The 14,955-nt window shown below is 67.5% G+C and carries 15 protein-coding genes; 12 read left to right on the top strand and 3 right to left on the bottom strand.

Translation table 11 applies throughout. The annotated features are described in order from the left end of the window. Nucleotides 1-14: 14 nt before the first annotated feature. The 3 genes from AC3WTE_RS27870 to AC3WTE_RS27860 form a co-directional block, all read right to left on the bottom strand. Nucleotides 15-914, bottom strand: coding sequence for a hypothetical protein (locus tag AC3WTE_RS27870; RefSeq protein WP_492442735.1), 900 nt, complete (start codon nucleotides 912-914; stop codon nucleotides 15-17). A gap of 68 nt (nucleotides 915-982) precedes the next feature. Beyond that, nucleotides 983-1,765, bottom strand: a complete 783-nt coding sequence (locus tag AC3WTE_RS27865; protein WP_492442734.1) for a hypothetical protein — start codon at nucleotides 1,763-1,765, stop codon at nucleotides 983-985. Continuing rightward, entirely contained in the window at nucleotides 1,755-2,129 is a 375-nt protein-coding gene (locus tag AC3WTE_RS27860; RefSeq protein ID WP_492442733.1) for a helix-turn-helix domain-containing protein, read from the bottom strand. The genes AC3WTE_RS27865 and AC3WTE_RS27860 overlap by 11 nt, the downstream gene beginning before the upstream one ends. Before the next feature lie 115 nt (nucleotides 2,130-2,244). Here AC3WTE_RS27860 and AC3WTE_RS27855 point away from each other — a divergent pair, with 115 nt between their 5' ends. From AC3WTE_RS27855 to AC3WTE_RS27800, 12 genes are all read left to right on the top strand, one after another. Continuing rightward, complete coding sequence (locus AC3WTE_RS27855) at nucleotides 2,245-2,667, top strand: hypothetical protein (RefSeq protein WP_492442732.1); 423 nt, start codon at nucleotides 2,245-2,247, stop codon at nucleotides 2,665-2,667. Between the two features lie 481 nt (nucleotides 2,668-3,148). Continuing rightward, nucleotides 3,149-4,297, top strand: a complete 1,149-nt coding sequence (locus AC3WTE_RS27850) for a hypothetical protein (RefSeq protein ID WP_492442731.1) — start codon at nucleotides 3,149-3,151, stop codon at nucleotides 4,295-4,297. Between the two features lies 1 nt (nucleotide 4,298). Further along, nucleotides 4,299-5,228 (top strand): conjugal transfer protein, encoded by a 930-nt coding sequence (locus AC3WTE_RS27845; protein ID WP_492442730.1) that lies wholly within the window; start codon nucleotides 4,299-4,301, stop codon nucleotides 5,226-5,228. A gap of 59 nt (nucleotides 5,229-5,287) precedes the next feature. Then, nucleotides 5,288-5,545, top strand: a complete 258-nt coding sequence (locus tag AC3WTE_RS27840) for a hypothetical protein (RefSeq protein WP_492442729.1) — start codon at nucleotides 5,288-5,290, stop codon at nucleotides 5,543-5,545. An 85-nt stretch (nucleotides 5,546-5,630) separates the two neighbouring features. Continuing rightward, nucleotides 5,631-5,912: a hypothetical protein gene (locus tag AC3WTE_RS27835; RefSeq protein ID WP_492442728.1), complete on the top strand. Its 282-nt coding sequence runs from the start codon at nucleotides 5,631-5,633 to the stop codon at nucleotides 5,910-5,912. A gap of 136 nt (nucleotides 5,913-6,048) precedes the next feature. Further along, complete coding sequence (locus AC3WTE_RS27830; protein ID WP_492442727.1) at nucleotides 6,049-6,408, top strand: hypothetical protein; 360 nt, start codon at nucleotides 6,049-6,051, stop codon at nucleotides 6,406-6,408. Further along, a complete protein-coding gene (locus AC3WTE_RS27825) occupies nucleotides 6,408-8,951 on the top strand; it encodes an ATP-binding protein (RefSeq protein ID WP_492442726.1) in 2,544 nt (847 codons plus the stop codon). Before AC3WTE_RS27830 ends, AC3WTE_RS27825 begins: the two co-directional genes overlap by 1 nt. Next, the gene (locus AC3WTE_RS27820; protein WP_492442725.1) at nucleotides 8,948-11,026 is read left to right on the top strand and encodes a hypothetical protein; all 2,079 of its coding nucleotides are present in this window, start codon (nucleotides 8,948-8,950) and stop codon (nucleotides 11,024-11,026) included. The genes AC3WTE_RS27825 and AC3WTE_RS27820 overlap by 4 nt, the downstream gene beginning before the upstream one ends. A gap of 3 nt (nucleotides 11,027-11,029) precedes the next feature. Continuing rightward, nucleotides 11,030-12,820 carry an AAA family ATPase gene (locus AC3WTE_RS27815; RefSeq protein ID WP_492442724.1) on the top strand — a complete coding sequence of 597 codons (1,791 nt, stop codon included), beginning with the start codon at nucleotides 11,030-11,032 and terminating at the stop codon, nucleotides 12,818-12,820. Between the two features lie 2 nt (nucleotides 12,821-12,822). Further along, nucleotides 12,823-13,122, top strand: coding sequence for a hypothetical protein (locus tag AC3WTE_RS27810; protein ID WP_492442723.1), 300 nt, complete (start codon nucleotides 12,823-12,825; stop codon nucleotides 13,120-13,122). Nucleotides 13,123-13,220: 98 nt separating this feature from the next. Continuing rightward, complete coding sequence (locus AC3WTE_RS27805; protein ID WP_492442722.1) at nucleotides 13,221-13,445, top strand: hypothetical protein; 225 nt, start codon at nucleotides 13,221-13,223, stop codon at nucleotides 13,443-13,445. A 6-nt stretch (nucleotides 13,446-13,451) separates the two neighbouring features. Next, nucleotides 13,452-14,933 (top strand): serine/threonine-protein kinase, encoded by a 1,482-nt coding sequence (locus AC3WTE_RS27800; RefSeq protein WP_492442721.1) that lies wholly within the window; start codon nucleotides 13,452-13,454, stop codon nucleotides 14,931-14,933. The last annotated feature ends 22 nt before the right edge of the window (nucleotides 14,934-14,955 follow it).

Here is a 14,955-nt window from a genome sequence, read left to right as displayed (position 1 = left end):
CCGATGGCCCTGCCTCACTCACCGCCAGGGGTCTGGAGCCGACTCCGGGCCAGGTCGATCACCCGCTGAGACCATGGTGTGTACGCGGGGATGTGAGGTCCGGGCCCATCGCCAGGCGAGTTGGCGATGGCACGCAGGCCGGACTTACCTGCGAACATGTCGTCGAACTCCGCCACGGCTTGACATGCCGACGACATGCTGTCCAACAACTTGGTCTCGATGGCCTTGTTCACCGTGGCCAGCGGCTCGGTGATCTCATCGGCCAAGTCGAGCAGGCTGGGGTTATGACTCAGGGCCACGATTTCGGTCTTGACCGGTTTCTTCATGTCGGATTGAGCAACGAAGGTCCGGTCGACGGTCACTTTCCAGTTGGATTGGACCTTGCCGCCGACTAGAAGCTGCTTGACGGCCGCCGTGACCGCTTCCATCGACTCGTGCACCATGACGTTGCGCAGGTCGTACAAGAATCGATAACCGGCGAATCCGTCGTACAGTCCGTGAAAATCACCTTTGACCTGGCTGTATTCCGGGCTTTCCTCCCCGTAGGCCTTCTCGATACGCCGCAGCATTTGGTCCTGGTGATAGACGACCGACAGCGACAGCGCGGTTGCGCGCAAGCTGGTCAGCCACGTGGCGAACGAATCGGGAGCCGAGTTGAACTGGACCAGGCCGACGTCCGAAGCCTGGTTTGCAGCCATCACGGCCGACCGCAGCAAGCTCTTCGACGAGCTGAAGTACGTGTAAATCGAGCCAAACACAAGCCCGGCGATTTGCTTGTAGGCGTCTTTGAATCGCGTGTATTCGTCACTCGACAACACACATATCTGCTCGAAACTCACGGCCTGGCCCGAAGAATCGGTCGTGATCAGTAGGGCGCCGCGTTCATCGGTCGGCGGGCCGCCAGGATTCGTCATGCCTCCAGCCTGCCCCGCCTGTCCCGCACCCGAGATGGCAGGCTGCGGTTCTGGGCTGATGGCCGCGGCTACGTGCCGGCGAGCGCGGTGGCCGGAAAGTGGGCGAGGGTCGTCGCAACCGCGGCTAGGTACCAGAGGCTGCCCAGGGCAGCGACGGCGGCGGGCATGGCCAGCCGGGTCCAGTTCACGGGTGCTGGTCGTCTGCGTGGGACACGCAAAGCGTCTGACAACGGCTTATCGGCGGCTGGGTCGGGGTCGAGCAGGGTCGGCATGGAGACGGGAGCCGGGCCAAGGATGAGGGTGTCGTCGACATCGCGCTGGGCGGGTGCCAACGGCCACCAGTCGCTGGAACCGTCGATGGCCAGCCACCCTTCGAGAACACCGTAGGCGGCGGCCGAGGCGAAGGTGGCGGGAATCTGGGCCAGCAGCCACGGGATGATCAGGGTGCTCATCAGCGACGGGTTGGGGTCGTAGAGCAGCGGTAGGGGAGCCCCGCAGAGGATCGCAGCGCCGAGCAGCGCCGCGATCGGATAGGCCTGCAGACGCTCGGGGATCAGCCCGGTGATCATGGTGTAGAGCATCCGGCCGGCCGGCCACCCGATGGGGGCGGCTGCAGCAAGGGCTGCCGCGACTCCGGTTTCGACGGCGCCGGTGGTGGTGGAGGACGTACGGAAGATCAGCGGCGGTGTCACCTGGTCGTCGTGCGGGTCGGGGCGGGCACCCACCTTGGCACGGCTACGGGCCCGGATGCGTTTGCCTAGCAGTTCCGCGCGGCGCTTCTGGAACATCCAGATTCCGGCACGCGCGGCGATCCAGGCGCGGCGCTCCTCGTCGTAGATCTCAGCGGGCATGGCCGGACCCGAGCAGACCTTCCACCAGCTCCAGGGCGGTATGCAGCTGTGTTCGGGTGCTTTCCAGGACGGTGACGACGTGTTCGTGCGCCGGACAGGCCGCCTCGCTGGATGCCGGGATGCGTGAGGTGGGGGTACCGCCGTCCATCACGGACTCCGCTGAGCCCGGCGCCCATCCCAGTGCGCGATCGATGCGCTCCAGGGTCGATCGCGACAGGCCACGGTCTCCGGTGAGGGCCTTGTTCATCGTCGATGGCGACGGCCCGCCACGGGCGAACATCTGCGTGCGGCTGATTCCCAATGCGCGGCGACGCTCGGTCACGAAGTGGTGCAACCGCTCGATGCCCTGTTCTGGTGCCTCCATGAGCTAACAGAACCATATTTCGCCCTTAGTCGTCCATGAGTGTGGACACATTTACTCCTTAGTGGATACGGTGCGGCTACAGAGTTGGTCATTGATCGAACCGAGGAGGCTAGCCGTGAAGACCGTGCTGATGGTGGCGGCAGGGGTGGTGGTCGGGTTCACCGTCGTCATCGCCGTGCTCGTCCAGATACTCGTGCAGCTCGCTCCAATCCTGTTGGCGGCAGCGGCCGCGGTCCTGGTGCTGCACCTGGTGCGCAGCCGCCGGCCGCGTCGGAACGGCCAAGTCCTTCCCGCTGCACCGTGGACGCCCCCGTACGTCGCGCCCGCGACCCCGGCGCCCATCTCGGCTCCCCGCGCTGCCGCGCTGCCGGCGGCCGCTGCTGCCCCCGTGGAGGACCTGTACCTGCGATGGGGCGCGTCCGAGACGGAGGGCCTGGACGCCGCTCCAGAGTTCACACCACGCGCCGCGGTGCCGCCGGGCCGGCGTACCCGCGCGGGCAACCGCCCGACCGGTAGCGACCGGGGTCGACGGCCATGACGCATGCGCTGACGACTTGGCATCGGGCCAGGCGAGACTTTTCAACGGCATCGCGGGATCTGTACGCCTCCATCTCCACGGCGACGGGGCAGTCGAGGCCCGCACCGGGGCGAACCGCTGCGCAGCACGGCCGAACCGACACCGAGGAGTGGCTGAGGCAGATCGACGCGCTCACCTTCCTGGACTCTTGCCCAAGCGTCTATACGAACGACCGTGTCGCTCAACAGCTTCAGGAGTGGTTCGCAGCGCGCGACGTCCTCACGAACGCGCCGTGGAACCTGAGGGAGCGGTTGCGGCGCAGCGTTGCCGCTCGATGGTCGTTCACCGTCATCTGGGGGCCGACTGTGCGAAACCTTGTCCTGCGACCCCGGTCGTGGCGTCCATCGACGGTATGCGCCCTCGCCGCCGTGATGGGGGTCGATCTGATCGAAGGCAGTCGCCTTATGGCGCGTTGGCGAGGCGTGGTCGATGCGAGGCTGTCATGACGGGCCACATCGACAACGACGAGTGGCTCAAGCACATCGGGGCGATCAGCGTTCACGACGGTGACGAACACGACGACGGCCGGGACCAGGGCGGCGACCTCGCCACCTCGGCCACGGTTCGGACGCCGCGCACCGCGACGGCGACGAGGAACCCCGACCTCGAATCGACCGACATCCTGCCGCAAGCGACCCCCTCGGAGGAGTCCGGCGACGACGCCGAGGAAGAAACAACATCGGAGTACGGCGAATTCGATTACGACGACGATGACTACGACCCCTCCGGGCACGACATGCTGTCCGGTTCGCCGCTCGACGTCCGCGGGCCGGCGGTGGAACTGGACAACGGCCCCGCCGACGCCCGTTCCCAGGATGGGCCGCCGCGCCGGTTCACTCCATGGGTTCTCGCCGCGTTCGGCGCCGTGGCCGTCATCGGCACCGTCATCACGCTGGTCGTGACCATGGCCAACTCACCCAGCGAGCAGCCTCCTCGACCGACTGCCGCGCCGGTGGCACCTCGGACGGCCGACGTGGCGCCGCCGACCACGCCACCGAATACCGATGGTCCGCTGCCCTTTACGGCGTCCTCGGACTGCCCACCGGGCTCCACGTCGGCGCAGTCGGTAGCCGACCCCGCCTCGACCACCCCGTGGATCTGTGTGCGATCGGTCGACGGTCAGGTCCTGCAGATCGACCTGGGGCGCACGTTCGTCATCACGGCGGTGTCGATCGTGCCGGGCGCGGTGAACAAGACCGACGTCGGCCCCGACCAACCCGATCCGTGGCTCCAGCACCGCGTGGTCACGCGGGTGCAATGGCAGTTCAACGACACCGACCGCACGGTGAAGAATCAGAACACCGGCAACGTCCGTGGCGAAGCCGTGGAGTCGATTCGGCCCGGCGTCCTGGCATCCAAGATCACCGTGATCATCCAGGAGACCAACCGCCCGCCCGCCATCGCACCGTCTAGCACCGGTCCCACACCCCCTCCCGGCGCAGGACCGTCGATCCTCGGCGACATCCTCGGCGGTGATCACGGTGCGGCAGCTCCGGCACCCGTGCTGCCGGGTGGGGACTCCTCGCGCGATCCGGCGGACGGAACCTTCGCGGTATCGACTATCAAAATCATTGGGCACAAGGCGGTTTGACATGCAGCTGACGAATACCTGGCGGCGGCGCCTGACCACGACCGGCCAGGGCGGCGCCAAGGTCATCGTGACCATCCTGGTGGTCTGCTCGGTGGTCAGCGGAGCGTCCACGCTGTGGCGGTGGGTCTTTCCACCCGACGAGACACCAGTGGCGGTGACGGCGCGCTCGGTCGGCAACGAGACCGCCTTGGTGGAAAGTTACGCGATCGACTGCGTGACGGTGCTTTTGACCGCCAGCAGCAGCCGGGCCGCAGAGGTAGCACGCTGCTTCCCCGACACCAGCGACATGTCGCTGCCCACGACCTCCCCGCTGATCGTCTCGGCGCAGGCCGCCTCGGCGACGTTCGTCGGGGAGACAGCACCCAGCGTCGCCACCTACGGCGTCATCGTGGCCGTCACCGAGCAGTCCTATACCAACGCCCCTCCGGTTCGGAGCTACTACCAGCTGCCGGTCAGCGTGTACAACGGCGGCGCGCCCCGTGCGATGGCCAAGCCCGCACGCCGCGACCCCCCACCCCCAGGGGTCGACGTGTCGCTGGACTATCCGGTCACCATCACCAACGACGCCGTGCTGGCCGGGGTCATCACCGGCTTCGTGACGTGCTACCTCACCGATGCCAACGGCATCGAGCGGTTCGTCACCGTCGACTCGGGGCTCGGCCCGCTGCGCGCCTACGCCACGGCCACCGTGACCTCAATTCGCGCCCAGCATCAGGTTCCCGACGCCCCGGCCGAGGGCACCGAGCTGCGCGTCTGGGTGACGGTAAGTGCCCGCGCCGCCGACTACACCACGACCCCGCTGCAGTACCCGCTAACCCTGCGAGCGAGCGCCGGCGCATGGTCGGTCGCCGCAGTCGACGTGGTCCCCGCAATCGACCCCGACGCCCCGCCAACCCCCGTCGCCGGCGGCACCGCGATGAGACCCCGCTAGCCGCTGATGGCGCCATCTCATCGGCTCAGTCCATCCAGTCCCACACCGAAGGAACCACGATGATCATCCACTCGGGCACAACACTTTCCACGACGCAGGCCATCGCGGGCGTGGCCCCGGAAACCGTACGGCTAGTCGTCGTCATCGGCTGCCTGGCCAGCACCGCACTCGGACTCCTGGCCAGCGTGACACTCGGAGTCACCGTAGGACGCCGCGCCGGCGTGCAGCACGGCCTCGAAGCGGCGATCGGTGGACTCGTCGCCGGGACGGCGCTGTGCCTGGTCTTCGCCAGCACTGCGAGGTGCCTCGGTTCATGAGGCCCCGCCACCTCCAGTCCCCGGCGCCGGCACCGGCACCGCGCCATCGGCATAGAACATCCAACATCACACGAAGGGAAGCGTAATGATCATCCACTCGGGCACAACAGTTCTGGCGGCGCAGGGGATCGTGGGCATGTCCCAGGAGATCTTCTCCATCGTCGTCGTCGTGGGCGGCTTGGCGGCGATGGCGCTGGGCATCGCGGTCGGCCTCCGCAACGGGTTCAAGCAGGGCATCGGATCGGCCATCGCCGCCGTGGTGGGTGGCATCATCCTGTCGCTGATCATCGCCAACGTCGCGGGATTCCAGCAGTCTGGAAATCAGGAGCTGCAGCAGCGCGGCATCGTGTCGGTCTACGGGCATTGACGAATCGACCGGCTGAGATGAGCGCGTCCCTTCTGGGCGCCCTCGTCGTAGCCGCTCTGATCTACGGAACCACTGAGCTAATCGACGATACGAACGACCAGCCCATCCTCATCAGCAATTACGAAGAGAGCTGACCATGCCAAACGAGGTTCCCACCGGAGAGCCGGCCAAGGTCTTCACCGGAATCCGCGATGTCCCGATCTACGCGGGGGAGTCTTCGACGGGCAATCGACTGCCCGGCGGGCCCTACCGCGCTCCCGAGCTGATCGCCATCGGCATGATCGTGCTGCCCGCACTGTGGTGGTTCCGAACACACGAAGGCTCCGGGTTCGGGGTGCTCGGCGGCGCGGCCGTCGCGGCGGTCCTGGTGACAGTGATCCTACGAATGGTGCTGCCCAAACGGCGGCCATCCCTTTCTGCCCGCGTCTCTTTCGCCTTGACGACGATCCTGCCCAAGCATTCGTGCGCGGCACGCACCCACGCCAAGGAGCGCTGATGGCCCGCAACGCTGAACCGCGCGTCGATCATCTCTACGATCCACCGCTGGCGGTGATCGGCAACCTGCGTTTCACCCGCGGCGGGGTGTACGCCGACTACCTCATCGACGGGCTACCCCTGGTGCTCAGGCCGCTGCGCACCCATGAGCGGGGAAGCCGCTACTACCGCAACCTGGCTCGCGCGCTGCCCTCCGGATGGTCGCTGTCCGGACTCTTGGACACCACCGATCCGAACCGCCTGCTGCGCAACATGGTTGGTAACCACGGCCACCAACCGGGCTGGGTGGAGCACTGCCGACTGTGGGAGCCCACCTTCAATCCCGCCGCCGCACCGGCTGGCGCGCCGGTCTTCCTCGAACAGCGACGGCGCGGGTGGCTGACGTTCCCGGTCGACAGCGGCCGGGGCGGGCGCAACGCAGCCGGAGCGGCCACCAAGGCCAAGGACTGGGTCGTGGGCCGCGACGTCGACTCCGACACCTCGGTAGCCGCCTACGCGCGCCTGGCCGCTGAAGTGGTCGCCTCACTGCCCGCACAATTCAGCGTCCGTCCCGCCAGCCCGCTGCAGATCCTGTGGCAGCACCGCCACCAGGTCTTCCGTGGTGCACTGCACGAACCGATGCCTCCGTCCGCGGTCGGCCCGGACCGGCTGACCTCTGCTGCCTTCGTACGCCCCGGCGTCGACGAGGGCGCCAACGCCGTGCGGTCGTCATGGTGGCCGACGATGCGCCCCATCGTTCGCCTGTACGACGCCGATCGCCCCGATGGTCCGTGGAGTTACCAAGCGCTTCTGCCGGTGACGCACTTTCCGGACACCGGCCTACGGTTCACCAAGGCCGCCTACCTGTACGCACTCGATAATGTCGAGACCGACGCGGCCATCGACTGGATGCAGCACGTCACGGTCCGCAGCCCCGACCGCGCCGAGGCGCTCAACGCGCGCGCGGCCAAGAACATCAAGGACCAGATGCGCCAGCGCGGCCGCATGATCGAAGAGGACGACGAACTCGACATCAAACTGGCCAACACCCGTGAGTACAACGCGCAGATCAAGGCCAATCCCAGCGAGCGCGAGTTGGACGTCGCGACGCTGATCGCCGTGGGCGCACCCACTTTGGAGATGTGCGAGGACGCTGTGAAGCAGGTCCGCCACGAGCTGGACCAGGCCGAGATCGCCGTCAGCCGCTGGCGTGGCGCGCAATCCAAGCTGTGGGCGGCGTTCACGCCCGGCAGCGAAAAGCATGCTCACCTCGACGAGTTCCGCGATCCGACCTCGGCGCACCTATGGGGACGATTCACTCCACTGATCTCCACCCGAGTGGGTGACTCCCGCGGGACACCGCTGGCCGAGAACCAGAACACGTTGCGGCGCAGCCTGATCCTGCACGATCCGGAGGGATGCGCCCGCCGGCAGAAGAACACCGGACTCATCGTCATCGGCGATCCAGGGGCCGGCAAATCCAACCGCGCCAAGCTCTCCGGGATCGAGGTTGTGCTGCGCGGCGGCAAGGTCGACGTGTTCGACCCCGGAACTCACGGCGAGTGGGGCCAAGCCTTCCGCAACGTCACCGACACCACCACCGTCGACCTCGGGGATTCCCGGTTCAGTCTCGATCCGCTGCGCATGTTCCCCTTCGAGGAAGCCGGAGACGTCGCGGCCAACCACATCCTGCCGATGATCGGTGTCCCCGCCGACAGTGACATGGAGAACCGCTTCACCCTTCTGGTTAGCCCAGACATGCGTCACAGCAATGGAATCCACTCCATGCGCTCGTTGATCGGCTATCTGCGTGACCAACCCGACGCCAGCAACGACATGCTGCTCGCCCGTCTGGAAGCCTGGGCCACACAGCCAGCAGCGCGGGCCATCTTCGACGAGACGTTGCCGCCGTACTCGACATCGCAGTCCCTGGCCACGATTTGGCTGACCAACCGGCTCGGCCTACCCGACGCCGACGACATCCTCAATCCCCACCTCTACGACAAGCTGCCCAAGAGCGCGCGGGCCGGGATGGCGATCTACGGGCTGATCATCGACACTGTGCAGCGCCATCAGTTCCTGCGCCGCGAGCAGTTCTCGACGATGATCTTCGAAGAGGCAGCCGAGCTGATGGCCTACCCCGCCGGTGCGCGCACCGCGCACCGCATCACCCGCCAGGGCCGCAAGCACGCCACCGGCATCTGGCTGATCTCCCAGGACTACCGCGACTTCGAGCGGATGGGCGACAAGTTCATCACCCAGAAATGGCTGTTCGCAATCCGCAACGAGGAGTTGGCCACCAAGACGCTGGAGTGGGCCGGTGTCGACCCCGCGCTGTACCCCGAGGTCGTGCAGTCCTACTACGAGGACACCAGTCCGGCCGAGTCAGCCGACGACGAGGACAGCGACGACGACGCCTTCGGCAAGGTTCACCCCTCGCGGATGGGGGAGGGATTCATCGTCGACGAGCGCGGCCGGCGGGCGCGCTGCCGCTTCCTGGGTGCCCCGACCACCCAGCTCGCCGCCGACGTCGACAGCACCCCACCCCAGGCGGTATTCGCATGACCTCGGGCGCTCTCACGCTGTGGCTGGCCGACCACCCACGGGCACGCCGCACGGTCGTGACGATGACGGTGACCTACACGCTGTCCTTCGTGGCGCTGCTGTGCGCGCCGAACGCCGTGGCCGCGGGCGGTTCGGCCGCGCTGGGCTGGACCGGGCTGCGCGACACCGATGGTGTCCCGCTCGCGTTCTACTTCCTGTCGATGGTGTCGGTCCGAGAAGCCGCGACCAACAACGGGCAGGACGTCTCGATGCTCGACCCGAGCACGTGGATGCCCTGGATGGCTGCGGCCATGGAACGTGCCGTCGACAACGCGACGGCCTCGTGGTGGTTGGGCATGATCGCCGGAACCTTCATCTTCATCATGGCCGCCGCGCTGTGGTTTCTGCGCTTCGCGCTGTCCACCGGCTGGCTGGCCGCCGTGGCCACCTTCGCCGCCCCGCTCTACAACGCCGTAACTGCCCTAGTCCATTCGATGATGTTGGGCCCCATCGCCATTACAGTCTGCGTCACCGTCGCTGGCTATCACATACTGCGGGGCCAACCGGGCCGCGGATGGGCAATGCTCGGGACTGCCGGCGTCCTGACGGTGCTCCTGGCCACGGTGTTCTCCGATCCCATCGGCGACCTCTACAGTGACCACGGCCTGCTGGCGCTGGGTCGTGGTACCGGATTGGAGATCGCCCAGGCCGCGACCGGGGCGCCGTTTGCCTCGGGCGGCTCGCTGGACGCCAAACTCGATGCCTTGATGGCCAACGTCGTGACAGCCGGTGTGCGCCACCCGTTGCAGGTCCTCAACTTTGGCATGGTGGTCGACGACCTCGGCGGGTGCCGACAAGCCTGGAATACGGCCATCATCGGTGCGGGCGGCGTGGATGGCCCCGGCCCGGCCCACGCCATGGCAAGCTGCGGTGCGCCACAAGCCCTGGCCTACGCTCAGCGCCTTGGGGGCTCCGACGCCACGATCGGCCTGCTGCTGGTCCTAGTGGCGATCGTGGTGGCCTTCTTCTACTTCTACGTCGGCCTGTCGGCGATGATGGTGGGGATCAAGTCGCTCTACTTCGGCATCCTGGTGGGTCCGTCCTTCCTGATCGGGATGCTCGGCTTCGGGCGGGCGCTGGCGTTCGCGAAGCACTGTGGCACAGAGCTTTTCATGCACGTCGTGCAGCTGATGGTGTTCGAGGTCTACCTGGCCGTCTCGGCGATCGGCATCACGTGGGTGCTGACCACCGACGCGTTCGGCGCGGCCACGACGACGGCCATCCCACGGGTGCTCATCATGGCTGTTGCCGCGGCCGCACTCTGGCTGGGCTTCCGGTTCGTCGACCGCTCGTTCCACGCCGACAGCACCGGCACCATCGGCCGCCAGATCAGCAGTGCCTGGCACGCAGGCACTGGTGCCGTGCGCGAGGAGACGGCCCTCTCGGCCGCGCGGGGGATCGGCGCGCGCCGCAAGGCCCGTCGCGATGCCGCATCCGACGAACAGGACGCCGACAGCGGTTCAGAGGCCCGCCCCACACCGGGAATGGAGTGGTTCAAGCCGCGGTCGGCGCGTTCGTCGCGCACCGTGGTCACGGGTAGCGGAGCCGACACCGGCGCCAGCACCACACCGGCGAAATCCGCAGCCAAGTCCGCAGCAACCACCGCGGCCATAGGCGCGGTGAAGGTGGCCGCACCCGAGGTGGCTGTGCCCGCCGAGGCCGCCGCCAAAGCGGCTGGCGTCGCCGGCAGCGCCGGGCACGTGCTGCGCTCCGGTAAGAACGCCAACGGCGCGCCGCCGTCCCGACCCGCTTCCTCGGGGCCCGCCGACACGTCGTCACCGGCCCCGCTGCGCCAGTCCCGCCCGGACACCGCAGCTACCTCGTCGTCACCCGCCCGTGCGCCCGCGCAGGCCTCCACGATGGCCAGTCGCAGCGCGAGCCAGGCCTCCGGCCCAGAGCCAGCGGCTGGGTCTGCACCGGCGCGCGGCGGCAGTACCTCAGCGGGGACAATTGACCTCGACGGGCCACGCCAGGGCGACATTGCGGCGCCTCGCGCCGCCCGACCGCCACGACCACCCCGAGAGATTGGGTCATAGACGATGAGCACTGCGCGCGACTACCTCGACGCCGGATTCGACGCCTTGGGGCTGCTTGGCAACCCGGCCGACCCGAACGCCGCGCAAGAGCGGTTTCGGCGAGCGGTCAGCATGGACCCCGGCATGTGCGACGCCTGGCTGGGACTGATCGCCACCGGTGATCAGTCCAGCGAGACGCTGCGTCACGCCCACGAAACCAGCGCCACGCTTCACCGCGAGACACGGCGCCTGGGGCTCCAAGACACCGCCTTGGAAGCCTCGGTGCCCTCGCCTGGCTTCATCGAGGTGTTCCCCTACACCCCGGCGTCGATCACGCTGGCCTACATCGCGGCGCTGCTGAGCCAGCAGGACTACGACACCGCCGAGAAGCTGCTGGAATCCTTCGACACCGCACGCGAGCCCATGCAGTCGCCCATTTGGCGTTGCCTTGGCGCCACCCTGCACTACGTCACCCAACGCTGGACCGACGTGCTGGACTGGGCCGCCCGACCCGTCAGCGGGACCTTGCGGGTCGTAGATGCCGCCACCGACCTGATGGCTGGAATAGCCCACGTTGGACTCGGTGAGTTCGAGGCCGGGCTGGTCCTGCTCAAAGGCGTGCCCTCCGATCAGGTGAGCCCCCACGCCGGCGCTCTCGCAGCGCTGTACCGGGGGTACGCACTGCGCTGGCTGGGCCGCGAGAACGACGCGCGCGTCGAGTTCGGCATGGCCACTGTCGGTGGGCGCATGCTGCCCGACGCCTCGGCGGCCCTGTCGGACACCACGTTCGGCCCCAAGACGACAACCGCGGAGGCCATAGCCGCCCGGACCAGCCGTTGGGACCCACAGTCCGGGCCGAGCACCGAGGAGCTGCGGCAAGCCGAACAAGCGCAGGCCGCGGCCGCCGTCCTCGAGGAGGCCGAGCGCGACCTGCAATCCTTCATTGGGTTGGGCGGAGTGAAAGCCCACATCAACAAGCTCAAGAACGTGCAGATCTACGACCGGGCCATGGCCGCTCGCGGGGAGGGAGTCGGGCAGCGCAACGCTCTGCACATGACCCTCGTCGGTCCTCCGGGAACGGCCAAGACGTCGATCGCTCGCGTGATGGGCAAGATGTACTTCGGCCTGGACATCCTTGCGTCGCCGGAGTTCATCGAGGTCTCGCGCAAGGATCTCGTCGGCGGAGTGATCGGCGAGACGGAGGCCAAGACCGGCGCGATTCTCGACCGCGCCCGAGGCCGCGTCCTATTCGTCGACGAGGCGCCCGAACTGTACAAGGCGGACAACGACCGCGACTTCGGACGAATCGCTCTCGACGTCATCATGAAGTTCGCCGAGGATCACCGCGACGACACCATGATCGCGCTGGCGGGCTACGCCGGCGGGATGAACCGGCTCCTGTCGGCCAACCCCGGCCTGAGGTCGCGGTTCCCCACCCAGCTGGAGTTCAGCTCCTACAGCGCCGACGAGCTTGGGCAGATTGCCGCCAAGTTCGCCGAGAGTTACCGCGTGTTCGTTCATCCCGAAGCGGTCGACACCTTCGGCCGATACACCAGCTGGCTCACCACCACCTCGACCAACAATCCCGAAGATCCCGCTGAGACGCTTGTCGACATCGCCGGCAACGGCCGCTATGTGCGCAACGTCGTGTCCGAGGCAGTCGAGAAGATGAAGGCGCGGGTGGTTTCCGACGCGTCGATCGACCTGGCCACCGCTGACTTGAGTGTCCTGCGGACCGTGGTCGCCTCCGACATGGCCGATGCCATCGCCGCCATTCTCGCCAGCGCTGGGATTCAGACCCGCGAGCAGGGGTGACCGTGGCACGCAAACCGGAAGTGGCCGCGCTGCGGGCCATCGAAGACGCGTACCAACGGTGGACGGTCACCAGCGACCAGCTGCAACGGGCGCTTGAAAAGGTCCAGACCCGTGATGCAGCACCGGTGCAGTCCCTGCGCGCCGATTTCGACGCCCAGCTCGCCGTCACCCGATCGGTGGTCGCCTTCGCCGCCACCCGGACACCGGACCCGATGTCGACGGGCTGCCCGGAGCCGCCTTCATCCAGGCGCTCCACCACGCCGGCACCCAGCCCGGCCTGGATCAAAGCCTGGCCGATTTGACTCGCCGGTGGCACTCTTGGTTGGACGAGATCGGCCGCTGGTCGCCAAAGCCGGGTACCCCGCCACCGGTCCGACCCACCTCGGATGCCCACACCAGAGTGTTGGCCGCAGTCGACGGCTGGTGGGGCTTCGGGGCCGATCGCCTGCATGAACAACTGGTCGAGTCGCTGACCGCCCAGGGGCACCACGTCGTGGAAACGACTACCGCCGGTGCGCACGGCGAGCTGATCCAGTCAGCGCACGTGACTTTCGAGCGTGACTCGTCGACTCCGGGCCCGTGGGCTCGGCTGCGAGGGCGACTGCATCTCCGCAATTGCCGGTAACCAGTCATGAATATCAAGACAGCATCGGACACGCCCGGCCGCACCGAACGGTCCACCTCCCCGCCGGTAGACGATGCTGTGTGTGTGTTCGAAGTGGGCTCCCTGGTGGGGGGATATCGAATCGAGCGGCTGGTGGCCACGGGCGCCACCGGCACCGTCTACGTGGCCAAGAACCCGACCCTGCCCCGCCGCGACGCCCTCAAAGTGCTCAGCGCCGACCTTTCCCGCGACGCGCCTTTTCGAGAGCGGTTCGTACGCGAAGCCGACATCGCCTCACTGTTGAACCACCCGAACATCGTCTCCATCCACAGCCGCGGCGAAGCCGACAACGGCCAACTCTGGATCGCCATGCAGTACGTCGAAGGCACCGACGCCGAGGCTGCACTGCAGGCAGGCACCATGACCACGCCACGAGCAATGCGCATCGTCGCCGAGGTCGCCAAGGCCCTGGATTACGCCCACCAGCGCAACGTCGTCCACCACGACGTCAAGCCCGCAAACATCCTGTTGGCGCCCGGACCTCCCAATGAGGAGCAGGTACTGCTCAGCGACTTCGGGGTGGCCAGGGCAGCCGGCGCAGCAGAGGACTCCGACGACGCGACACTGGCGGTCACCCTTGCCTACGCCGCCCCGGAAGTGATCGCCGGCGGCGCCGTCGATGGCCGCGCCGACATTTACTCCCTGGCGTGCACGCTGTTTCGATTGCTCACCGGCAAGCAGCCGTTCTCCGACGCCGAGGGGACCACCGCTCTCGCGTTAGCCCATCTGCGTCAGCCGCCGCCGCCGATCTCCGAGCACCTGCCTGCGGCGAGCCCGCAACTGGACGCGGTGATGGCCCGAGCGTTGGCCAAGAATCCGGCCGACCGATACGGCTCGGCGCGTGAATTCGCCGCCGCGGCCTCAACCGCGGCGACGCTCGCGCCGCGCCGCGCGCCTACAGTCCCACCGGTGCCCGGAACCCCGCCGCGCACGCCAGGGTTCCGCAAGAGTTTCGATGACCCGATCAGCGTGGCGCCAACGCTGCGGCGGCGCACACCGGCGAAACCGGTGCTCATCCTCTGGGCGGTCTTCGCCGTCGTAGCGCTAACCGCCGGTGTCCTCTGGTTTAAAGTCATTGCCGGATGGTCGGATTCGCCGACCGACGCATCAGCATCCACATCCACATCCACATCCACATCCACGACGGCGGTGACGAGCCCCGCCGCTCTCCAGCTCGACCGGCTACTGCCCTCGGGTTACCCCGTAGGGACTTGCGACCCCGCGCCGGCCGACGGAGGTGCGGCGGCCGCAGTCGCGTGCGGCCCCAACGTCGACCCCGGCGGCCCTACGTCGTCGACCTACACGCTCAGCAGGGATCTGCCGGCACTCCGCGCGTCGTTCACCGACGCCATGAATCGCTCCATCGCTCGAATCTGCCCGCCGAACATTCAGTCACCGGTTCTCTGCCCGACAGGCGTGTCGAGAACGTTTGGGGAAGTGCGTCGGTGATGATGGGAGCCATGGTCGCGAG

It is taken from the genome of Mycobacterium sp. FW102-FHT13B02, from assembly GCF_058790275.1.
Note: the sequence above shows the minus strand (reverse complement) of the source record. Positions and strands in the feature narration are given on the sequence as shown.